The organism is Streptomyces sp. NPDC054932, from assembly GCF_053610205.1.
This window is the reverse complement of the sequence record NZ_JBSGXU010000081.1, coordinates 1-20211: the sequence shown is the minus strand read 5'-3', so window position 1 is coordinate 20211 and position 20211 is coordinate 1. Positions and strand designations below refer to the sequence as shown.

At 72.4% G+C, this 20211-nt stretch carries 24 protein-coding genes; 20 read left to right on the top strand and 4 right to left on the bottom strand.

What is annotated here, in order from left to right; all coding sequences use genetic code 11:
• Window positions 1-41: 41 nt before the first annotated feature.
• Complete coding sequence (locus tag ACWGE1_RS22160; protein ID WP_453422205.1) at window positions 42-707, top strand: hypothetical protein; 666 nt, start codon at window positions 42-44, stop codon at window positions 705-707.
• Window positions 708-837: 130 nt separating this feature from the next.
• Here ACWGE1_RS22160 and ybaK read toward each other — a convergent pair whose 3' ends face one another.
• The 3 genes from ybaK to ACWGE1_RS22145 form a co-directional block, all read right to left on the bottom strand.
• Window positions 838-1335, bottom strand: coding sequence for a Cys-tRNA(Pro) deacylase (gene ybaK, locus ACWGE1_RS22155; RefSeq protein WP_453422204.1), 498 nt, complete (start codon window positions 1333-1335; stop codon window positions 838-840).
• A 10-nt stretch (window positions 1336-1345) separates the two neighbouring features.
• Window positions 1346-2083 carry an LON peptidase substrate-binding domain-containing protein gene (locus ACWGE1_RS22150; protein ID WP_453422203.1) on the bottom strand — a complete coding sequence of 246 codons (738 nt, stop codon included), beginning with the start codon at window positions 2081-2083 and terminating at the stop codon, window positions 1346-1348.
• Window positions 2084-2178: 95 nt separating this feature from the next.
• The gene (locus ACWGE1_RS22145; RefSeq protein WP_453422202.1) at window positions 2179-3774 is read right to left on the bottom strand and encodes an oxidoreductase; all 1596 of its coding nucleotides are present in this window, start codon (window positions 3772-3774) and stop codon (window positions 2179-2181) included.
• 125 nt (window positions 3775-3899) lie between these two features.
• Between ACWGE1_RS22145 and hisD the strand changes: the two genes are divergently transcribed.
• Genes hisD through hisF form a run of 8 tightly spaced genes read left to right on the top strand, consistent with a single transcriptional unit; the run spans window position 3900 to window position 9616 of the window.
• Window positions 3900-5222, top strand: coding sequence for a histidinol dehydrogenase (gene hisD, locus ACWGE1_RS22140; RefSeq protein ID WP_453422201.1), 1323 nt, complete (start codon window positions 3900-3902; stop codon window positions 5220-5222).
• The gene (locus ACWGE1_RS22135) at window positions 5219-6337 is read left to right on the top strand and encodes a histidinol-phosphate transaminase (RefSeq protein WP_453422200.1); all 1119 of its coding nucleotides are present in this window, start codon (window positions 5219-5221) and stop codon (window positions 6335-6337) included. Before hisD ends, ACWGE1_RS22135 begins: the two co-directional genes overlap by 4 nt.
• Window positions 6334-6927, top strand: coding sequence for an imidazoleglycerol-phosphate dehydratase HisB (gene hisB, locus ACWGE1_RS22130; RefSeq protein WP_150257046.1), 594 nt, complete (start codon window positions 6334-6336; stop codon window positions 6925-6927). The genes ACWGE1_RS22135 and hisB overlap by 4 nt, the downstream gene beginning before the upstream one ends.
• Before the next feature lie 2 nt (window positions 6928-6929).
• A complete protein-coding gene (locus tag ACWGE1_RS22125) occupies window positions 6930-7097 on the top strand; it encodes a hypothetical protein (RefSeq protein ID WP_453422199.1) in 168 nt (55 codons plus the stop codon).
• Window positions 7094-7744: an imidazole glycerol phosphate synthase subunit HisH gene (hisH, locus tag ACWGE1_RS22120; protein ID WP_453422198.1), complete on the top strand. Its 651-nt coding sequence runs from the start codon at window positions 7094-7096 to the stop codon at window positions 7742-7744. The genes ACWGE1_RS22125 and hisH overlap by 4 nt, the downstream gene beginning before the upstream one ends.
• Complete coding sequence (gene priA / locus ACWGE1_RS22115) at window positions 7744-8475, top strand: bifunctional 1-(5-phosphoribosyl)-5-((5-phosphoribosylamino)methylideneamino)imidazole-4-carboxamide isomerase/phosphoribosylanthranilate isomerase PriA (RefSeq protein WP_398666564.1); 732 nt, start codon at window positions 7744-7746, stop codon at window positions 8473-8475. The genes hisH and priA overlap by 1 nt, the downstream gene beginning before the upstream one ends.
• Complete coding sequence (locus ACWGE1_RS22110) at window positions 8472-8864, top strand: RidA family protein (protein ID WP_453422197.1); 393 nt, start codon at window positions 8472-8474, stop codon at window positions 8862-8864. The genes priA and ACWGE1_RS22110 overlap by 4 nt, the downstream gene beginning before the upstream one ends.
• Entirely contained in the window at window positions 8861-9616 is a 756-nt protein-coding gene (gene hisF / locus ACWGE1_RS22105) for an imidazole glycerol phosphate synthase subunit HisF (protein ID WP_453422196.1), read from the top strand. Before ACWGE1_RS22110 ends, hisF begins: the two co-directional genes overlap by 4 nt.
• A gap of 617 nt (window positions 9617-10233) precedes the next feature.
• On the opposite strand, the gene ACWGE1_RS22100 is transcribed toward hisF, so the two are convergent.
• Window positions 10234-10866, bottom strand: coding sequence for a TIGR03085 family metal-binding protein (locus ACWGE1_RS22100; protein ID WP_453422195.1), 633 nt, complete (start codon window positions 10864-10866; stop codon window positions 10234-10236).
• A gap of 91 nt (window positions 10867-10957) precedes the next feature.
• On the opposite strand from ACWGE1_RS22100, the gene hisI reads away from it, so the two are divergent.
• From hisI to lgt, 11 genes are all read left to right on the top strand, one after another.
• On the top strand, window positions 10958-11326 hold the full coding sequence (hisI, locus tag ACWGE1_RS22095) for a phosphoribosyl-AMP cyclohydrolase (RefSeq protein ID WP_453422194.1): 369 nt from the start codon (window positions 10958-10960) through the stop codon (window positions 11324-11326).
• Between the two features lie 13 nt (window positions 11327-11339).
• Window positions 11340-12830, top strand: a complete 1491-nt coding sequence (locus ACWGE1_RS22090) for an anthranilate synthase component I (RefSeq protein ID WP_453422193.1) — start codon at window positions 11340-11342, stop codon at window positions 12828-12830.
• Window positions 12831-12844: 14 nt separating this feature from the next.
• Complete coding sequence (locus ACWGE1_RS22085; RefSeq protein ID WP_453422192.1) at window positions 12845-13525, top strand: TIGR02234 family membrane protein; 681 nt, start codon at window positions 12845-12847, stop codon at window positions 13523-13525.
• A gap of 111 nt (window positions 13526-13636) precedes the next feature.
• Window positions 13637-13888 (top strand): HGxxPAAW family protein, encoded by a 252-nt coding sequence (locus tag ACWGE1_RS22080; RefSeq protein WP_453422191.1) that lies wholly within the window; start codon window positions 13637-13639, stop codon window positions 13886-13888.
• Window positions 13889-13957: 69 nt separating this feature from the next.
• Window positions 13958-14464 (top strand): DUF2752 domain-containing protein, encoded by a 507-nt coding sequence (locus ACWGE1_RS22075; RefSeq protein ID WP_453422190.1) that lies wholly within the window; start codon window positions 13958-13960, stop codon window positions 14462-14464.
• 171 nt (window positions 14465-14635) lie between these two features.
• Complete coding sequence (trpC, locus tag ACWGE1_RS22070) at window positions 14636-15445, top strand: indole-3-glycerol phosphate synthase TrpC (protein ID WP_214932893.1); 810 nt, start codon at window positions 14636-14638, stop codon at window positions 15443-15445.
• Window positions 15446-15454: 9 nt separating this feature from the next.
• A complete protein-coding gene (trpM, locus tag ACWGE1_RS22065) occupies window positions 15455-15679 on the top strand; it encodes a tryptophan biosynthesis modulator TrpM (RefSeq protein WP_453422189.1) in 225 nt (74 codons plus the stop codon).
• 204 nt (window positions 15680-15883) lie between these two features.
• Window positions 15884-17131, top strand: coding sequence for a tryptophan synthase subunit beta (trpB, locus tag ACWGE1_RS22060; protein WP_453422188.1), 1248 nt, complete (start codon window positions 15884-15886; stop codon window positions 17129-17131).
• Window positions 17128-17943, top strand: coding sequence for a tryptophan synthase subunit alpha (trpA, locus tag ACWGE1_RS22055; protein ID WP_453422187.1), 816 nt, complete (start codon window positions 17128-17130; stop codon window positions 17941-17943). The genes trpB and trpA overlap by 4 nt, the downstream gene beginning before the upstream one ends.
• 108 nt (window positions 17944-18051) lie before the next feature.
• Window positions 18052-19050 carry a DsbA family protein gene (locus ACWGE1_RS22050; protein ID WP_453422186.1) on the top strand — a complete coding sequence of 333 codons (999 nt, stop codon included), beginning with the start codon at window positions 18052-18054 and terminating at the stop codon, window positions 19048-19050.
• A gap of 88 nt (window positions 19051-19138) precedes the next feature.
• Entirely contained in the window at window positions 19139-20155 is a 1017-nt protein-coding gene (lgt, locus tag ACWGE1_RS22045) for a prolipoprotein diacylglyceryl transferase (RefSeq protein WP_453422185.1), read from the top strand.
• Window positions 20156-20211: the final 56 nt, after the last annotated feature.

Below are 20211 nucleotides of genomic sequence, written 5' to 3'. Positions count from 1 at the left end.
CCGCCGACGCCGCTGCCGGGCACACCTGGCACGATGTGGGGGTGACCGAAGCCGTGACCCCGCCCTCCCCGCTCGACCCGTCGTCGCCCCCGCCCGGGAAGCCGGACGCCGCCGCCGGGGCGATCACCCCGGAGGACGTCCGCGACGGGGCCGTCGTCGCCCTGCTCGTCGGGCTGGCCGGACTGCTCCTCGGCGTGCTGTGGGTGTGGCTGGCACCCCGGGTGCAGTACGTCTCCAACGGGGAGGCCGTGTTCCTGCGCAACAGCGAGAGCGAGGCGCGGATCGCCTCCGACGGCACCTTCTTCATGCTGTCGCTGGGGCTCGGCGTGCTCAGCGCCGTCGGCACCTTCCTGTGGCGCCGGGCCGGCGGAGTGCCGCTGGTGATCGGGCTCGCCCTCGGATCCGTCTTCGCCGCGCTGGTCGGGTGGCGGTTCGGACTGTGGCTGGGGCCGTCCTCCGACCTGCCGGCCGCCGCGCTCAAGGCGGGCAAGGGGGTTGCCTTCGACGCGCCGCTCGAGCTGCTCGCGCACGGGGCGCTGCTGGCCTGGCCGATGACCGCGGTACTGCTGCACCTGGGGCTCACGGCGCTGTGGGCGCCGCGGGATCCGGACCCCGTGCCGGTGTACGGCTGGACGGGGTACTACCAGGCACCGCCCTCGCCGCCCGCCGACGCGGCACCCCCGACGCCGGATGCCCCGCGCCCCTGACCCGTGTCGGGTCGTACCGGTCCGCCGCTGCGCGGAGCCGTCCCCGCCCCGCCCTTTCTCCGTTTCCCGGGGCTCCGCCCCGGACCCCGCGCCTCAAACGCCGGCGGGGCCGGCAGTCCGGCCCCGCCGGCTAAAGGCGGGCGATAGGGGCCAGGGTGGCCGAGGTGAGGGTGGCCAGGTCCGACGGGGCGAGCTCGATCTCCAGGCCGCGGCGGCCCGCCGAGCAGCAGATCGTGGAGTGCGCCGAGGCCGAGGCGTCGATCACCGTACGCAGCCGCTTGCGCTGCCCCAGCGGCGAGATGCCGCCGCGGACGTAACCGGTGGTGCGCTCCGCCAGGGCCGGGTCGGCCATCGCCGCCCGCTTGCCGCCCACCGCCGTCGCCAGCGCCTTCAGGTCCAGTGACCCCGAGACCGGGACCACCGCCACCGTCAGCACGCCGTCCACGTCCGCGACCAGGGTCTTGAAGACCTGGGCGGGCGAGACGCCGAGGGCCTGCGCCGCCTCCTCCCCGTACGAGGAGGAATGGGCCGGGTCGTGCTCGTAGGCGTGCGTGGTGAACGCGACGCCCGCCGCCGTCAGGGCGACGATCGCCGGGGTACCTGCCGCCTGCTTGGTCTTCTTCGCCATCGGTGCGCGCTCAGTTCGGGCTCGTCGGGGCACGGGTCAGGTCCACCGCCGGCAGGGACGGGAGGTGGCGGATCACCGCCGTCTCCGTGCGCAGCAGCTTCAGCTCCTCCGCCAGCCGGGTCGCGGTGTCCGGGGCCTGCAGCAGCCGCTGCTTCGCCGGGATGTCCAGGACCGCCGCCGCTGCCACCAGGTAGGAGACCACCGAGGGCTCGTCGGGGAGCTCCGCGCCGGTCAGCGACCGCTCGCGCGCTCCGGCCAGCCGCTTCTGGTAGTTGCGGAAGGCCCGCAGCACCCCCTCGGCCAGGACGCCCGCGCCGTCGCCCGCGTCCTCCGGGAGCTCTTCCAGCTCCGCGGTCAGGAAGGGGCCCGAGGCGTCGACCGAGATCAGGCGGACCCGCGTCGTACCGGTCGCCAGGACCTCGAAGCTGCCGTCCTCCCGCTCCCGCACGGTCGCCGCGTCGGCGATGCAGCCCACCCGGTGGAAGGCCTGGATCGGGTCGGGGCCGAAGCCCGCCGCCGGGCCGCGCTCGGGCAGGGCCGTCTGGTCCGGCAGACCGGGCGCGGTCGGCGCGACCTCCCGGCCGTCGCGGATCGCGACGACCGCGAAGCGGCGCGGCTCGTCCTCAGCCGTCTTCAGCAGCTCGCGCATCATGGCGCGATAACGCTCCTCGAAGATGTTCAGCGGGAGGACGAGTCCCGGGAACAGCACCGAGTTCAGCGGGAAGAGGGGCAGGCGAACGGTGGTCACGACGCACAGGGTAATCGCCCGGGCCACCGAGGGTGTCCGGCGTTTGAGGGGCGGACGGCGGCGGGCGGGTGATCCGCCGGGCGCCCCCGCCGCCGTCACCCGCGCCGCAGCAGCCTCGAGGCGCCCGCCGCCACCGTCGTGGCGAGGATCCAGCCCATGATGACGAGCCCGGCCGCCCCCCACTGCCAGCCGCCCTCCAGCTTCCAGTGACCCTGCTGACCGAGGTCGATCACCGGGAGCAGCAGGTCCAGCGCGTACAGGGCCGCGCTCCACTGCGGATGCTCGTCCGCCTTCATCGCCGGCGGATCGAGCCGGGCGAACAGCAGCGCCCCCGCCGCCCACAGCACCGCCATCCACAGCGCCGCCCGGCCCGGGCGGTACCCGTAGACCACCGTCCAGTCCTGGAGGTACCCCCAGGCCTTCGGCCCCGGCGGCAGCGTGGCCCGGCGCCGTCGCTGCTTGGCCAGCAGCACCTCGCGGGCGTCCGCGTCCTCGCCGCTGGCCCGCAGCACGGCGGCCAGCCGCTCGTACGGCTCCGGCGAGTACTCGGGCGTCGCCGCCTCCACCCACTCCAGGCGGCGGGAGAGCGGGAAATGCCCCCGGGGCGCGAGGTTCTCGTAGACGAACCCCTCGATGGACACCCCGCCCGGGCCCGGCCAGCTCGTGGAGGTGTCGACGAGCTTGACCACCTTGGCCCCGGACACCACCACCCGGCCCTGCTCCGGCCGCTCACCCACGAAGCGGAACTCGGGGGTCTGGATCCGGCGCAGCGATATCTCCTGCTCGGCGGTGAGTGTGAACCGCGCGCCGTAGAAGTCGATGGCGTCCCCGAAGCGCCCGTCGTCCAGCCGCAGCCCGCCCCGGCACTCGAAGCGCTGCGCCCGCTGACCGCGCGTGGGCGTCGCCCCCAGCCCGTACGGGGGAGTGGAGGAGCCCCCGGCCGCCGCGTAGTCCAGCGCGATGGAGGTCAGGTACAGCGTCCGCTCGACGGTCAGCTGCGGGGCGTTCAGTGCGTACCGCCCGTACGGATTGCGCAGGCGGGCACCGCGCAGGTTCATCGACACGCCGACCTTGGCGCCACGCAGGCTCACCTCCCCGAACGTCTCCAGCAGCTCGCCCTGTAAGTCCTGCGCGACGGACATACCGTCCGCGGCGATCGCCCGGCCCTTGTTGTCCCGCTGCACCACGGCCTGGCTGACCAGCAGGTCGGTGCCGATCTGCGCGTCGGTCAGCCGGATCCCGCGCGCCACCCGGCAGCGCGGCAGGTGCAGATCGCCCTCGGTGTGCAGACGGGCCGCCTCCAGCCGCGGTATCGCGCAGTTGACCAGGCGCAGCGTGCCGAAGCGGGCCTCGGAGAGCTGGATCTCGCTGTCGAAGCGGCAGGACTGGAGCTCCACGTACGGGGCCACCGCACCGCCGGACAGTTCCAGCCGCCCGCTGATCCGCACCCCGCGCAGCTTGAGGGAGGCCACCCGGCCCGGCACCGGTGGCGGCCCGTGCAGCAGCAGCCGGGCGACCACCCGGGCGCGGACGCTGCGCTCGGGCCCCCAGACGTGATCGGCGTGCGGATCGTCCCGGTCGGCGGCGCGTGCGCTGAGATCGCAGACGGTGCCCGTGCGGTACGCCTCCCACATGCGCCGTTCGGCGGCGGTGAGATCCGCCGGTTCCTCGTCCGTGCGCGCCTCGGTCACGGCGGCCCCCCTCCGCGGTCATCTACGTGTAGGGGAACGCTAACGGGCGCCTGTGACATCCGGGACCCGTATCAGCCAGTGATACGGGCGAACGGTGGCGCGAAGCGGTCTGAGAGAATTGTGAGGTGATCTCTCGTATCGACCTGCGCGGTGACGCCCTCCCCGAGGGCGGCGCCCTGCGCTCCCTGCTGCCCCGTGCCGAGTTCGACGTTGAAGCTGCCCTGGAGAAGGTGCGGCCCATCTGCGAGGACGTCCATCATCGTGGCACGGCGGCGCTGATCGAGTACGCGCACAAGTTCGACGGCGTCGAGCTCACGCAGGTCCGGGTACCCGCGGAGGCCATCAAGGCCGCCCTGGAACAGCTGGATCCGGCCGTCCGCGCAGCCCTCGAGGAGTCGATCCGGCGCGCCCGGATCGTGCACCGGGGCCAGCGCCGCACCGAGCACACCACCCAGGTGGTCCCCGGCGGCACCGTGACCGAGAAGTGGGTTCCGGTGGAGCGTGTGGGGCTGTACGCCCCGGGCGGCCGCTCGGTCTACCCCTCCTCCGTCGTGATGAACGTCGTCCCGGCCCAGGAGGCGGGCGTCGAGTCGATCGCGCTCGCGTCCCCGCCCCAGAAGGAGTTCGGCGGTCTGCCGCACCCGACGATCCTCGCCGCGTGCGCGCTGCTCGGCGTGGACGAGGTGTACGCGGCCGGCGGCGCCGTGGCCGTCGCGATGTTCGCGTACGGCACGGAGGACTGCCTCCCGGTCAATATGGTGACCGGCCCCGGCAACATCTGGGTCGCCGCCGCCAAGCGCTACTTCACCGGGAAGATCGGCATCGACACCGAGGCCGGCCCGACCGAGATCGCCGTCCTCGCCGACTCCACGGCCGACCCGGTGCACGTCGCCGCCGACCTGATCAGCCAGGCCGAGCACGACCCGCTGGCCGCGGCCGTCCTCGTCACGGACTCCCCGGAGCTCGCCGAGGCCGTCGAGAAGGAGCTGGAGCCGCAGGTCGCCGCGACCAAGCACGTCGAGGACCGGATCAAGCCCGCCCTCGCCGGCAAGCAGTCCGCGATCGTCCTGGTCGACAGCCTGGAGGACGGCCTCAAGGTCGTCGACGCGTACGGCGCCGAGCACCTGGAGATCCAGACCGCCGACGCCGCGGCCTGGGCCGCCCGCGTGCGCAACGCCGGCGCGATCTTCGTCGGCCCGTGGGCCCCGGTCTCCCTCGGCGACTACTGCGCCGGCTCGAACCACGTGCTGCCCACCGGCGGCTGCGCCTGCCACTCCTCCGGCCTGTCCGTGCAGTCCTTCCTGCGCGGCATCCACATCGTCGACTACACGCGCGACGCCCTCGCCGAGGTCACCCACCACGTGGTGACGCTCGCCGAGGCCGAGGACCTGCCCGCGCACGGCGCCGCCCTGAAGGCTCGCTTCGGATGGAAGGTGCCCACCGTATGACCGCCGCCGGCATCGGCATCGACGACCTGCCCATCCGGGACGAACTGCGCGGCAAGACCCCGTACGGCGCCCCGCAGCTCGACGTGCCCGTCCAGCTGAACACCAACGAGAACCCGTACGAGCTCCCCGCCGAGCTGGTCGCGCGCATCGCCGAGCGCGTCGCCGAGGCGGCCCGCACCCTCAACCGCTACCCCGACCGGGACGCCGTCGAGCTGCGCACCGAGCTGGCCGCCTACCTCACCCGTACGGCCCGGCACCCGGTCGCGCGGGAGAACGTATGGGCCGCCAACGGTTCCAACGAGGTCATCCAGCAGCTGCTGCAGACCTTCGGCGGACCCGGCCGCACCGCCCTCGGTTTCGAGCCCTCCTACTCCATGCACGCGCTGATCTCCCGCGGCACCGGCACCGGGTGGATCTCCGGCCCGCGCCGCGAGGACTTCACGATCGACGTGGAGGCCGCGGAGCAGGCGATCACCGAGAACGCCCCCGACGTCGTCTTCATCACCTCGCCCAACAACCCCACGGGCACCGCGGTCGGGGCCGAGACGGTCCTCGCCCTCTACGAGGCCGCGCAGGCGGCCAAGCCCTCGCTGGTGATCGTGGACGAGGCGTATGTGGAATTCAGCCACCGGGACTCGCTGCTGCCCCTCATCGAGGGCCGCCCCAACATGGTGATCTCCCGGACCATGTCCAAGGCCTTCGGCGCGGCCGGCCTGCGCCTGGGCTACCTGGCGGCGCACCCCGCCGTCGTCGACGCCGTCCAGCTGGTGCGCCTGCCGTACCACCTGTCCGCCGTCACCCAGGCCACGGCACTGGCTGCCCTGGAGCACACCGACACCCTGCTCGGCTACGTGGAGCAGCTCAAGGCCGAGCGCGACCGCCTGGTCGCCGAGCTGCGGGCCATCGGCTACGAGGTCACCGACTCCGACGCGAACTTCATCCAGTTCGGGAAGTTCGAGGACTCGCACACCGCCTGGCAGAAGATCCTCGACCAGGGCGTCCTGGTCCGTGATAACGGCGTACCGGGATGGCTGCGGGTCACCGCAGGCACCCCGGCAGAGAACGACGCGTTCCTGGAAGCGGTTCGCGCACTGAAGAAGGAGCAGCACGCATGAGCCGCATCGGACGGGTCGAACGGACCACCAAGGAGACCTCGGTCCTCGTCGAGATAAACCTCGACGGCACCGGCCAGGTCGACGTCTCGACGGGTGTGGGCTTCTACGACCACATGCTCGACCAGCTCGGCCGCCACGGCCTCTTCGACCTCACCGTCAAGACCGAGGGCGACCTGCACATCGACAGCCACCACACCATCGAGGACAGCGCCCTCGCGCTGGGCGCCGCCTTCAAGCAGGCCCTCGGCGACAAGGTCGGCATCTACCGCTTCGGCAACTGCACCGTGCCCCTCGACGAGTCCCTCGCCCAGGTGACCGTCGACCTGTCCGGCCGCCCCTACCTCGTGCACACCGAGCCCGAGAACATGGCGCCGATGATCGGCACGTACGACACGACGATGACCCGGCACATCTTCGAGTCCTTCGTCGCGCAGGCCCAGATCGCCCTGCACATCCACGTCCCGTACGGGCGCAACGCCCACCACATCGTGGAGTGCCAGTTCAAGGCGCTCGCCCGCGCCCTGCGCTACGCCGCCGAGTTCGACCCGCGCGCGGCCGGCATCCTGCCCTCCACGAAGGGCGCCCTCTAGCCGTGAACGGCCTCAACACCGTCCTGATCGTCCTCGGCCTGTTCCTGGCCGGTGGCGTCTACTCCTTCCAGAAGCAGCAGATGCCCAAATCGGTCGTGGTCCTGCTCGCCATCGCCTCCGCGATGTGCCTGGCGGCCGGAATCCTGCGGATCCAAGGAATCTGGGAATGAGCACAGCACGCCCCACCAAGAAGGTCGTCGTCTTCGACTACGGCTTCGGCAACGTCCGCTCCGCCGAACGTGCCCTCGCCCGCGTCGGCGCCGACGTCGAGATCACCCGCGACTACGACAAGGCCATGGACGCCGACGGACTCCTGGTCCCCGGCGTCGGTGCCTTCTCCGCCTGCATGCAGGGCCTCAAGGCCGCCCGCGGCGACTGGATCATCGGACGCCGGCTCTCCGGCGGCCGCCCGGTCATGGGCATCTGCGTCGGCATGCAGATCCTCTTCGAGCGCGGCATCGAGCACGGCGTCGAGACCGAGGGCCTCGACGAGTGGCCCGGCACGGTCGGCCCGCTCAGGGCCCCGATCGTCCCCCACATGGGCTGGAACACCGTCGAGGCCCCGGCCGACAGCCAGGCCTTCAAGGACCTGGACGACGACGCCCGGTTCTACTTCGTGCACTCCTACGCGGCGCGCGACTGGAGCCTGGAGATCACCAACCCGCTGATCCGCGCCCCCAAGGTCACCTGGGCCACCCACGGCGAACGCTTCGTCGCGGCGGTGGAGAACGGGGCCCTGTGGGCCACCCAGTTCCACCCCGAGAAGTCCGGCGACGCCGGCGCCCAGCTCCTCACCAACTGGATCGAGACCCTGTGATGACCGCACCCACGCTCGAACTCCTGCCCGCGGTCGACGTCCGCGACGGACAGGCCGTCCGCCTCGTGCACGGGGTGTCCGGCAGCGAGACCTCCTACGGCTCCCCGCTGGAGGCGGCCCTCGCCTGGCAGCGCTCCGGCGCCGAATGGCTGCACCTGGTCGACCTGGACGCCGCCTTCGGCACCGGCGACAACCGCGCCCTGGTCGCCGAGATCACCGGCGCCATGGACATCAAGGTCGAGCTCTCCGGCGGCATCCGTGACGACGCCACGCTCGCCGCGGCCCTCGCCACCGGCTGCACCCGCGTCAACCTGGGCACCGCCGCCCTGGAGACCCCCGAGTGGGCCGCCAGGGCCATCGCCGAGCACGGCGACCGGATCGCCGTCGGCCTCGACGTACGCGGCACCACCCTCAAGGGCCGCGGCTGGACCAGCGAGGGCGGCGACCTCTACGAGACCCTCGCCCGCCTCGACTCCGAGGGCTGCGCCCGCTACGTCGTCACCGACATCGGCAAGGACGGCACGCTGACCGGCCCCAACCTGGAGCTGCTGAAGAACGTCTGCGCCGCCACCGACCGGCCCGTCGTCGCCTCCGGCGGCATCTCCTCGCTCGACGACCTGCGGGCCCTGTCCGAACTGGTCCCGCTGGGCGTCGAGGGCGCGATCGTCGGCAAGGCCCTGTACGCCAAGGCCTTCACCCTGGAAGAAGCCCTGAAGGTGGTCTCCGCATGAGCAACCCCTCCACCGACGCACGCCGCATCTCCTCCGGCGGTGCCTACGAGGACGTCATCGGCTACTCGCGAGCCGTGGCCCTCTCCAACGGCCTGGTCCTGGTCTCCGGCTGCACCGCGGCCGACGCGGGCGGCCCGTACGACCAGACGGTCAAGGCCTTCGAGGTCGCCTTCAAGGCCCTCGCCGAGGCCGGCCTGGGACCCGAGGACGTGGTCCGCACCCGGATGTACCTCACGCACGCACGGGACGTCGAAGAGGTGGGCCGCGCCCACAAGCAGCTCTTCGACGCCGTCCGCCCGGCCGCGACCATGCTCATCGTCTCCGGCTTCGTCGACCCGTCCATGGTCGTCGAGGTGGAGGTCGAGGCGTACAAGGCGGTGTCCGCATGAGCCTCGCCGTACGAGTGATCCCCTGCCTGGACGTGGACAACGGCCGCGTCGTCAAGGGCGTCAACTTCCAGAACCTGCGCGACGCCGGTGACCCGGTGGAGATGGCCAAGCTGTACGACGCCGAGGGCGCCGACGAGCTGACCTTCCTCGACATCACCGCGTCCTCCGGCAACCGCGAGACCACCTACGACGTGGTGCGCCGCACCGCCGAGCAGGTCTTCATCCCGCTGACGGTGGGCGGCGGCGTCCGCACCGCGGACGACGTCGACAAACTGCTGCGCGCGGGAGCGGACAAGGTGGGCGTGAACACGGCCGCCATCGCCCGCCCGGAGCTGATCCAGGAGATCGCGGAGCGCTTCGGACGGCAGGTCCTCGTCCTGTCCGTGGACGCGCGCCGCACGGAGACGGGCTCCTTCGAGGTCACCACCCACGGCGGCCGCCGGGGCACCGGCATGGACGCCGTCGAGTGGGCCCACCGGGCGGCCGAACTGGGCGCCGGGGAGATCCTGTTGAACTCGATGGACGCGGACGGCACGAAGGACGGCTACGACACCGAGATGATCGCCGCCGTGCGCAAGCACGTCACGGTCCCGGTGATCGCCTCGGGCGGCGCGGGCGAGCTCGCGCACTTCGCCCCGGCGATCGCGGCGGGCGCGGATGCGGTGCTCGCGGCGTCGGTGTTCCACTTCGGCGACCTCCGCATCGCCGAAGTCAAAACGGCCCTCCGCGAAGCGGGCCACCCGGTTCGCTGACCCTTCGCCTCCGGCGCGGCCTGCCGTTCCCTGGCGGTGCCCCTGCTCTCCGGGTGCGGCCCGGTGGCCGAGCCCTTGCCCTGGCCGGGCGGGTGCGGGTCCCGTTTCCGGGTGCGGCCCGGTGGCCGCGCCTCAAACTCCCCCAGCTACCGCTGGGAGGTGGCCCCTGGCGGGGCTGGGTTTGGCTTCGGTGTGGGGCGGGGCCCCTCCGGGGGCTCTCCTCGGCTCGCGCGTGCGGCCGTGGTTCTGCCGTACAGCCCGGGTTGCGCGCTCGTCCTGCGGGGAGCCCCCGGAGTGTCCCCGCCCCACGGCCCTGGTACGAGGCGGGCCGACACCGCCGGGGTGGGGGTGTGGGGACGGTGGGGGGTGTCCCCGCCCCACGGCACCTCTGCGTCCGGGACGGGGCGCGGATCCGCCGGGGTGGGGGTGTGGGGACGGTGGGGGGTGTCCCCGCAGGACGAGCGCGCGACCACCCCGTCCGGCCCGTGCCGTGCCCGCAGGCGCGAGCCGAGGAGACACCCGCCGGCGGCACCGCACCCCCACCCCCCGATCCCGACCCCGGCCAGGGCAGGGCGCGGCCACCCACCCGCACCCGGCGAGGGGGAACGCCGGCCGGGCTAGATGCCCAGTTCGGCCACCGTCAGCTTGGCGACGGCCTCCTTGTCGCCGTCCAGCGTCACAGCGGCAGCGTCCTGGCGGCCGAAGCAGAACAGCGTCAGCTCCCCCGGATCACCCGTCACCGTGACCACCGGTGCGCCCTTGTGGGCCACCGCCGTCTGGCCGTTCGGGCGGCGCAACACCAGGCCCACCGGCGAGCGGCGGCCCGTCAGGCGGGCCAGCTTCTCCAGCCGGGACCACAGCGCGTCGGAGAAGACCGGGTCCAGCTCCCGCGGGGACCAGTCCGGCTGCGCCCGGCGGACGTCCTCCGCGTGCACGTAGAACTCGACCGCGTTCGCCGCCTCGTCGATCTGCTTCAGCGCGTACACCGACACCCTCGGCGGGCCGGTCCTGATCAACTGGATCAGTTCCTCGTACGGCTTGGCCGTGTACTCCTCCATCGCCCGGTCCAGGCGGGCCTTCAGCACGTTCAGCAGCAGACCGCCCGCCGCGTCCGGCCGCCGTTCCCGGACCACCACGTGCGCGGCCAGCTCGCGACAGGTCCAGCCGGCGCACAGCGTGGGGGCCTCCGGACCGGCCGCCTCCAACAGGTCCGCCAGGAGCAGGCGTTCACGCTTCGCATGGGTAGACATGCGGGTCAGCCTACGGCCGGAACCCGCTGAGCGCCCGCTCATCAGGCGGACACGGATCAATGCCCCCATCCCGGCCCGGCACAATGTCCACATGAGTACGTCCCCTCGCCCCGGCAACCTCGACCCCGCCATCGCCGAGCGCCTCAAGCGCTCCGCGGACGGCCTGGTCCCGGCCATCGCCCAGCAGTACGACACCGGTGAGGTGCTGATGCTCGGCTGGATGGACGACGAGGCCCTGCACCGCACCCTGACCACCGGCCGCTGCACCTACTGGTCCCGCAGCCGCCAGGAGTACTGGGTGAAGGGGGATACTTCCGGCCACTTCCAGCACGTGAAGTCCGTCGCGCTCGACTGTGATGCCGACACCGTGCTCGTCCGGGTCGACCAGGTCGGAGCGGCCTGCCACACCGGGGCGCGCACCTGTTTCGACGACGATGTCCTCCTCCGCGCAGCCGACTAGGTAGGGTCCCCCAATGGATCTTGAGACGTTCCGCAAGCTCGCGGCCGACCGCCGCGTCATCCCCGTGAGCCGCAAGCTGCTGGCCGACGGGGACACTCCCGTCGGGCTCTACCGCAAGCTGGCCGCCGAACGCCCCGGCACCTTCCTCCTGGAGTCCGCCGAGAACGGCCGCTCCTGGTCCCGGTACTCCTTCATCGGGGTCCGCAGCGACGCGACCCTGACCGCCCGGGACGGCCGCGCGCACTGGATCGGCACCCCGCCCGTCGGCGTACCCACCGACGGCGACCCCCTCGACGCCCTGCGCGCCACGGTCGAGGCCCTGCACACCCCCCGCGACCTCACGGGCGCCATGCCCCCCTTCACCGGCGGCATGGTCGGTTACCTCGGCTACGACATCGTGCGCCGCCTGGAGCGCATCGGCGAGCACACCGCCGACGACCTGGAGCTGCCCGAGCTGACCATGCTGCTCACCTCCGACCTGGCAGTCCTGGACCACTGGGACGGCACCGTCCAGCTCATCGCCAACGCCATCAACCACAACGACCTCGATTCCGGGGTCGACGAGGCGTACGCGGACGCCGTGGCCCGCCTCGACGCGATGGAGGCCGACCTGGCGCGCCCCGCCCCCTACGTGCCGGCCGCGCTGCCCGCCTCCGAGCTGCCCGAGTTCTCCGCCCTGTGGGGCGGGGAGAAGTACCAGGCGGCCGTCGAGGACATCAAGGAGCGGATCCGGGCCGGCGAGGCCTTCCAGGTGGTGCCCTCGCAGCGGTTCGAGACCCCCTGCAAGGCCTCCGCCCTGGACGTCTACCGGGTGCTGCGGGCCACCAACCCGTCCCCGTACATGTACCTCTTCCGCTTCGAGAACGGCTTCGACGTGGTCGGCTCCAGCCCCGAGGCGCTGGTCAAGGTCGAGGACGGGCGGGCCATGGTCCACCCCATCGCCGGTACCCGCCACCGCGGCGCGACCCCGCAGGAGGACAACGAGCTCGCCGACGAGCTGATGGCCGACCCCAAGGAGCGCGCCGAGCACCTGATGCTCGTCGACCTGGGCCGCAACGACCTCGGCCGGGTCTGCGAGCCGGGATCGGTGGAGGTCGTCGACTTCATGTCGATCGAGCGCTACTCCCACGTCATGCACATCGTGTCCACCGTCACGGGGCGCGTGGCCGAGGGGAAGACCGCCTTCGACGTGCTGACCGCCTGCTTCCCGGCCGGCACCCTCTCCGGTGCGCCCAAGCCCCGCGCCATGCAGATCATCGAGGAGCTGGAGCCCTCCCGCCGCGGCCTCTACGGCGGCTGCGTGGGGTACCTGGACTTCGCCGGGGACTCCGACACGGCGATCGCCATCCGCACCGCGCTGCTGCGCGACGGCACGGCGTACGTGCAGGCCGGAGCCGGTGTGGTCGCCGATTCGGTGCCCGAGCTGGAGGACAACGAGTGCCGCAACAAGGCGGCCGCCGTGCTGCGCGCGGTCGGAGCGGCGAACCGCCTCCACGGCGCGTGAGGGCGTAAGGGATAGTGGGGTACGTGAGTGCCGTACCCCCGCCCCGAAACGATGCCGACACCGAGCCCGAGCCCGAGGCTCCCGACAGCCGCGGCGGCCGCCGCAGCGTGGCCGTCGCCCTGCTGCTCGGCTCGCTCGGCGCCACCGTCGTCCTGCTTGCCTCCGGCCGGACCTGGGCCCGGGGCACCACCGCCATCGGCGGCGACTCGCTCCAGCTGGCCGCCGACGGGCGGGCCGTCACCGGCCTTCCCGCGGCGCTGGCCATCGTGGGTCTCGCCGCGCTGGTCGCCGTCTTCGCCGTACGCGGCAAGGGCCGGCTGCTGGTGTCGGGACTGCTGGCGCTCAGCGGCCTGGGGGCGGCTCTGTCCGCCGTCCTCGGGTCCGACGGCCGCCGCGCCCTGGACGCGCAGGCCGCCCGTACGACCGCCGACAGCGCGGCGCACGCGGCCGGGCTGACCCAGACGACCTGGCCCTACGTGACGGCGGCCGGCGCGGTGCTGATCCTGGCCGCCGGGCTGCTGGCGCTGCGCTTCGGCCGGAGCTGGCCCTCGATGGGGGGCCGCTACGAGCGTGACGGCGGCCCGCGTCGGCGGACTGTCGCGGCGGTTGATCCGGACCGGCCGGAAGATCTGTGGAAGGCTCTGGACCGCGGCGAGGACCCGACCACCGACCCGGGCGCGGGCCGGGCCCACTGACCCGACCCCCCTGGATGGCGAAGCCGCCCGGTGCGGGACAATGGTCGCCGAGCGTTCGACACAGACGGCACGTTCGACACAGCAGCGCGACAGAGCAACGAGGAGCAACTCATGGCGGGCACTAGCCACGGACACACCCCGGCCGCCTGGACCGGTGTCATCATCGCCTTCATCGGTTTCTGCATCTCCGGTGCCTTCATGGTGATCGCGAACCCGCTCGGCTTCTGGGCCGGACTCGTCGTCGTCGCGCTCGGCGGTGTCGTGGGCCTCGCGATGCGGGCCGCGGGCCTGGGCGCGCCGAAGGCCGCCCACAAGGACCTCGCCGAGGTCATCGCCGCTTCCAAGGTTCCCGCCAAGGTCTGAGCGCGCGAGCGACGCGGTTCGTAGCGACGCAGCCGAAAGGCGCGGCCCCGCCGGGCTGCGCCTTTTGTCATGAGCGGAGAGAATCAGCAGGTGGACGCCTCTCGTACCCCCGATGCCCCGCAGTCCCCGGCGCCCGTACCCGGGGCGCCCGTGTCCGCGGCGCCCGCCGGGCGGCCCTCCCGGGTCCGGCGGCTCGCCGCCCCGGCGCTCTACCTGGCCGGGGCGATCGCCGCCTTCGCGTACGTGGGCGCCGTGGACCCCAACGAGCCCGGCCACTACCCGGTGTGTCCGCTGTTCCGGCTGACGGGCGTGCTGTGCCCGGGCTGCGGCGGACTGCGCAGCGCGCACGCCTTCGCACACGGCGATCTGGGCACTGCTCTCGGGGCGAATGCGCTCGCGGTCGTGGGCTATTTCGTCTTCGCCGGTTTCATGGCCCTGTGGCTGGTCCGGGCATTTCGCGGCGGGCCGACCCCCCGGATCGTCCTGCGTCCGCGGTACTGGTGGCCGATCGGTGCGCTGGCGCTGGTTTTCGTCATCGTCCGAAATCTCTCTTTCGGCTCCGCACTGGCGCCCTGAGCCCCTGGGCAGGCCCTATGAAGCACGGATTCCGAATGTCCAGTTACTGGGACGACGTCAACCGCGTGCGGAGGGCAACGCCTCCTGCGGATACCATTTGAATGCCGACCTTGCTGTTGTACTTGTCTGCAAGGCGGCCGACCGTCATCAACCCGGAAGGGGGCCGCTCGCGTGAGTGTGCTCGACGAGATCATCGAAGGGGTCCGCGAAGACCTTGCCGAACGGCAGGCCCGCGTGAGCCTCGACGAGCTCAAGGAGCGTGCCGCCAAGGCGCCCCAGGCCAAGGACGGCGTCGCTGCCCTGCGCGGCGACAGCGTCAAGGTGATCTGCGAGGTCAAGCGCTCCAGCCCCTCCAAGGGCGCGCTGGCCGCCATCGCCGATCCGGCCGGGCTCGCCGCTGACTACGAGGCCGGCGGAGCGGCGGTCATCTCCGTCCTCACCGAACAGCGCCGTTTCGGCGGCTCGCTGGCCGACCTGGAGGCCGTCCGCGCACGCGTGGACATCCCGATCCTGCGCAAGGACTTCATCGTCACGGCGTACCAGCTCTGGGAGGCCCGCGCCTACGGCGCCGACCTCGCGCTGCTGATCGTCGCGGCCCTGGAACAGGAGGCCCTCGTCTCCCTCATCGAGCGGGCCGAGTCCATCGGTCTCACCCCGCTCGTCGAGGTCCACGACGAGGAGGAAGTGGAGCGCGCGGTCGCCGCAGGCGCCAAGATCATCGGCGTCAACGCCCGCAACCTCAAGGACCTCAAGGTCGACCGCTCCACCTTCGAGCGCGTCGTCGGCGAGATCCCGGCCCACATCGTCAAGGTCGCCGAGTCCGGCATCCGTGGGCCGCACGACCTGATCGCCTACGCCAACGAGGGCGCCGACGCCGTCCTGGTAGGGGAGTCCCTGGTGACCGGCCGCGACCCGAAGGCGGCCGTGGCCGACCTCGTCGCCGCCGGCGCCCACCCCGCCCTGCGCCACGGGCGGAGCTGACCCGAACCGATGACCCACGACCTCCCCTCCGTCCGTACGCAGTCCGCGCCGCCGGCGGTTCGCCGCGGCCCGGTCGGCGTGCCGACGGCGCACGCGCCCCTGGCGCGCGGCTGCCGCCCCCGCGGCTGCCGCGCCCCGGCCCGGCGTGTGCACGGGCGGCGGGTCCGGTACGTGATCGGCTCCGAGCCCGGTCAGGTCAACGGCATGCGATGGCGCCGCGGAGGCGCGCTGTAACGAGGGCCGCCGCGGCCCGGTACGCGAGACGTACCGTGCCGTGCGCAGGTCCCGTACGGCCTGCCGTCCGGGCCGTCGGCTCCGGACGCGGGCCGCTCCGCACCGTACGCAGCACATCCCCCAGCGGGGTGTGCGCAGTACTTGCGGGCGGCGCAATACGGTGAATCCACCCCGCCGCATCTCGCACCCGTAGGAGCACTGGACATGTCCAGCGAGTTCTTCATTCCGGACCCGGAGGGTCACGTCCCCAACGCCGAGGGTTACTTCGGCGACTTCGGCGGCAAGTTCATCCCGGAGGCGCTCGTCGCCGCCGTGGACGAGGTCGCCGTCGAGTACGAGAAGGCCAAGGGCGACCCGGCCTTCGCGGCCGAGCTCAATGACCTCATGGTCAACTACACCGGCCGCCCGAGCGCCCTCACCGAGGTGCCGCGCTTCGCCGAGCACGCCGGCGGCGCCCGGGTCTTCCTCAAGCGCGAGGACCTGAACCACACCGGCTCGCACAAGATCAACAACGTGCTGGGCCAGGCGCTGCTCACCAAGCGCATGGGCAAGACCCGCGTCATCGCCGAGACCGGCGCGGGCCAGCACGGCGTGGCCACCGCCACCGCCTGCGCGCTCTTCGGCCTCGACTGCACCATCTACATGGGCGAGATCGACACCGAGCGCCAGGCCCTCAACGTGGCCCGCATGCGCATGCTGGGCGCCGAGGTCATCGCCGTGAAGTCCGGCTCCCGCACGCTGAAGGACGCGATCAACGAGGCGTTCCGCGACTGGGTGGCCAATGTGGACCGGACCCACTACCTCTTCGGCACGGTCGCCGGCCCGCACCCCTTCCCGGCCATGGTCCGCGACTTCCACCGGGTGATCGGCGTGGAGGCCCGCCGCCAGATCCTGGAGCGCGCCGGACGGCTGCCCGACGCCGTCGCGGCCTGCGTCGGCGGCGGCTCCAACGCCATCGGCCTCTTCCACGCCTTCATCCCGGACGCCGACGTCCGCCTGGTCGGCTTCGAGCCCGCCGGCCACGGCGTCGAGACCGGCGAGCACGCGGCCACGCTCACCGCCGGTGAGCCGGGGATCCTGCACGGCTCGCGCTCCTACGTCCTCCAGGACGAGGAGGGCCAGATCACCGAGCCGTACTCCATCTCGGCCGGCCTGGACTACCCGGGCATCGGTCCGGAGCACTCCTACCTCAAGGACTCCGGCCGCGGCGAGTACCGTGCGGTCACCGACGACGCGGCCATGCAGGCCCTGCGCCTGCTGTCGCGCACCGAGGGGATCATCCCGGCGATCGAGTCGGCGCACGCCCTCGCGGGCGCCCTCGACCTGGGCAGGGAGCTGGGCAAGGACGGCCTGCTGGTCGTCAACCTCTCCGGCCGGGGCGACAAGGACATGGACACGGCGGCCCGCTACTTCGGGCTGTACGACAACGGGGCCGAGGGGGAGTCGAAGTGACCACGGGCAACATCCAGCTGCTGAGCGACACCCTCGCCAAGGCGAAGTCCGAGGACCGCGCGGCCCTCGTCGCCTACCTGCCGGCGGGCTTCCCGACCGTCGACGGAGCCATCGAGGCGGTCAAGGCCGTCATCGAGGGCGGCGCGGACGTGGTCGAGATCGGCCTGCCGCACAGTGACCCGGTGCTGGACGGCGCGATCATCCAGACCGCCGACGACATCGCCCTGCGCGGTGGGGTCAAGATCGCCGACGTGATCCGCACGGTCCGCGAGGCGCATGCGGCGACCGGGGCCCCGGTCCTGGTGATGACGTACTGGAACCCCATCGACCGCTACGGCGTCGAGCGGTTCACGGCCGAGCTGGCGGCGGCCGGCGGCGCCGGCTGCATCCTGCCCGACCTGCCGGTGCAGGAGTCCGCGCTGTGGCGCGAGCACGCGCAGAAGCACGGTCTGGCGACCGTCTTCGTCGTGGCTCCCAGCAGCAAGGACGCGCGCCTGGCCACCATCACGGCGGCCGGCTCCGGCTTCGTCTACGCCGCCTCGCTGATGGGCGTCACGGGCACCCGTGAGTCCGTCGGCAACCAGGCCGAGGACCTGGTGCGCCGCACCCGCGCCACCAGCGACCTCCCGGTCTGCGTCGGCCTCGGCGTCTCCAACGCCGTCCAGGCCAAGGAGGTCGCCGGCTTCGCCGACGGCGTGATCGTCGGCTCGGCCTTCGTGAAGCTGCTGCTCGACGCGCCGGACCTGCCGGCCGGGCTGGACGCCGTACGGGCGCTCGCGGGCGAGCTCGCGGAAGGCGTGCGCAGGAGCTGACGCGCGTTCGATCGCAGGTGCGGATGTCTGATCGGGTTCTGTAGCCCGATCGGGTGGAAGTGCGGGCAGGGAGGCACGCGAGTGCCTCCCTGCTTCGTTTGGCGGAACGTGAGCGAGAAGAACGACGGTGCGAACCGCGATGCGACGAAACGATCGGCCCGGGAGCGACTCCTCGTGGAGCGCGAGCGGCAGAAGACCCGGGACAAGCGCCGGCGGACCCTCATCGTGGCGTCGGCGGTGGTCGGCGTCCTCGGCCTGGCGACCGTCGTCGGCGTGATCGCGGCCAACACCGGCAAGAGCGGCTCCGACAAGGCGGGCCCCGTGGTCGCCCCCTCCGGGGCCACCGGGAAGGACGCCCTCGCCATCCAGGCGGGCAAGCCGGAGGCGAAGTCCACCCTCACCGTCTGGGAGGACTTCCGCTGCCCCGCCTGCAAGTTCTTCGAGGACAACTACCGCGACGTCATCCACGACCTGGAGGCCAAGGGGCTGCTCAAGGTCGACTACCACCTGGTCACGCTCATCGACCGGAGGATGGGCGGCAGCGGCTCGCTGAAGGCGGCCAATGCGGCGGCCTGCGCGCAGGACGCGGGCAAGTTCACGGCGTACCACGACCTGCTCTTCCAGAACCAGCCGCAGGAAGTCGACGACGCCTACGGCAAGAACGCCAAGCTGCTGGAACTGGCGGGCAAGGTGGACGGGCTGGACACCCCCGAGTTCCGCTCGTGCGTCGAGGACGGCACGCACAACACCTGGGTGGGCAAGTCGGACGAGGCCTTCACCGCCGCGCAGCTCCGGGGCACCCCGACCGTGCTGCTGAACGGCAAGGACATCCTCTCCGACCAGGCCAACCAGGTGACCCCGCAGAAGCTGAAGGAGCAGGTGGAAGCCGCGGCCAAGGGCTCCGGCGGCGCCGAGGACGGGGCCGGGAAGGCCTCTGCTTCGAGCAGCGCCAGCCCTGGATCCGCAGCGAAGTCGGGGGTCAAGGCCTCGCCGTCGGCGTCGCGGACGGGCTCCGGCGCATCCTCCGGCAGCTCCTCCGGGACGTCCTCGAACAGGTCCGCCTCCGGCACCTCGAACAGCTCCTCCGGCGGGTCCTCGCAGGACTGACCGAGGCCGCGTTCATGTCTGGATTTGGTTTCGTCCTGCCGGGCGGGTTGCGGTACGCACCGCCCGGCAGGGTAGCGTCATGTCTGCCATGGACATTGCTTACATCCCCAGTCCGTCGACCGGCGTGATCCATCTCGGACCGATCCCGCTCCGCGGCTACGCGTTCTGCATCATCATCGGCGTCTTCCTCGCCGTATGGCTCGGCAACAAGCGATGGATCGCGCGCGGCGGAAAGCCGGGCACGGTCGCGGACATCGCTGTGTGGGCCGTGCCCTTCGGCCTGGTCGGTGGTCGCCTCTACCACGTGATCACCGACTACCAGCTCTACTTCGGCGAGGGCCGCAACTGGGTCGACGCCTTCAAGATCTGGGAAGGCGGACTCGGCATCTGGGGCGCCATCGCGCTCGGCGCGGTGGGTGCCTGGATCGGCTGCCGCCTGCGCGGGATCCCGCTGCCGGCCTGGGCGGACGCCCTGGCCCCCGGTATCGCGCTGGCCCAGGCCTGCGGACGCTGGGGCAACTGGTTCAACCAGGAGCTCTACGGCCGAGCCACCGACCTGCCGTGGGCGGTGGAGATCAGCGCGGGCCCGAACCGGGACGCCGGGACCTACCACCCGACCTTCCTGTACGAGTCGCTGTGGTGCATCGGCGTCGCGCTGCTGGTGATCTGGGCCGACCGCCGCTTCACGCTCGGCCACGGGCGGGCCTTCGCCCTGTACGTCGCCGCGTACTGCGTCGGCCGCGGCTGGATCGAGTACATGCGCGTCGACGAGGCGCACCACATCCTGGGCGTCCGGCTGAACGTCTGGACCTCGATCGTCGTCTTCGTGCTGGCGGTCGTCTACTTCGTGCTCTCGGCGAAGCTGCGGCCGGGCCGGGAAGAGGTCGTCGAGCCGGACACCTCCGGCGGTGAGGGCGGTGACGGCAAGGACCCGGCCGCCGCGGACACCGGCGCCGGGACGAAGAAGGACGCCGATGCCGCTGCCGGTGCCCCCGCCGTGGCCAAGGTGGAGGCGTCCGTGCTGACGAAGGGCGAACCGGCCAAGGCCGAGCTGCGCAAGGCGCCGACGGCCGAGGGCGAGGCCCCGGAGGCCGAGAAGCACTGACCGGAAGGGCCCGGAACGGCCCGGAACGGACCGTCCGCGAGGGGGGCGCCGCGTAC

What these genes read in the sequence shown, in the direction of transcription:
- ACWGE1_RS22110 (WP_453422197.1), top strand. Translation starts at nt 8,472, where the DNA reads ATGAGCAACCCCTCCACCGACGCACGCCGCATCTCCTCCGGCGGTGCC.
- hisB (WP_150257046.1), top strand. Translation starts at nt 6,334, where the DNA reads ATGAGCCGCATCGGACGGGTCGAACGGACCACCAAGGAGACCTCGGTC.
- hisH (WP_453422198.1), top strand. Translation starts at nt 7,094, where the DNA reads ATGAGCACAGCACGCCCCACCAAGAAGGTCGTCGTCTTCGACTACGGC.
- ACWGE1_RS22135 (WP_453422200.1), top strand. Translation starts at nt 5,219, where the DNA reads ATGACCGCCGCCGGCATCGGCATCGACGACCTGCCCATCCGGGACGAA.
- hisF (WP_453422196.1), top strand. Translation starts at nt 8,861, where the DNA reads ATGAGCCTCGCCGTACGAGTGATCCCCTGCCTGGACGTGGACAACGGC.
- lgt (WP_453422185.1), top strand. Translation starts at nt 19,139, where the DNA reads ATGGACATTGCTTACATCCCCAGTCCGTCGACCGGCGTGATCCATCTC.
- ACWGE1_RS22090 (WP_453422193.1), top strand. Translation starts at nt 11,340, where the DNA reads ATGGATCTTGAGACGTTCCGCAAGCTCGCGGCCGACCGCCGCGTCATC.
- hisI (WP_453422194.1), top strand. Translation starts at nt 10,958, where the DNA reads ATGAGTACGTCCCCTCGCCCCGGCAACCTCGACCCCGCCATCGCCGAG.
- priA (WP_398666564.1), top strand. Translation starts at nt 7,744, where the DNA reads ATGACCGCACCCACGCTCGAACTCCTGCCCGCGGTCGACGTCCGCGAC.
- ybaK (WP_453422204.1), bottom strand. Translation starts at nt 1,335, where the DNA reads ATGGCGAAGAAGACCAAGCAGGCGGCAGGTACCCCGGCGATCGTCGCC.
- ACWGE1_RS22075 (WP_453422190.1), top strand. Translation starts at nt 13,958, where the DNA reads ATGAGCGGAGAGAATCAGCAGGTGGACGCCTCTCGTACCCCCGATGCC.
- ACWGE1_RS22080 (WP_453422191.1), top strand. Translation starts at nt 13,637, where the DNA reads ATGGCGGGCACTAGCCACGGACACACCCCGGCCGCCTGGACCGGTGTC.
- trpM (WP_453422189.1), top strand. Translation starts at nt 15,455, where the DNA reads ATGACCCACGACCTCCCCTCCGTCCGTACGCAGTCCGCGCCGCCGGCG.
- trpB (WP_453422188.1), top strand. Translation starts at nt 15,884, where the DNA reads ATGTCCAGCGAGTTCTTCATTCCGGACCCGGAGGGTCACGTCCCCAAC.
- ACWGE1_RS22100 (WP_453422195.1), bottom strand. Translation starts at nt 10,866, where the DNA reads ATGTCTACCCATGCGAAGCGTGAACGCCTGCTCCTGGCGGACCTGTTG.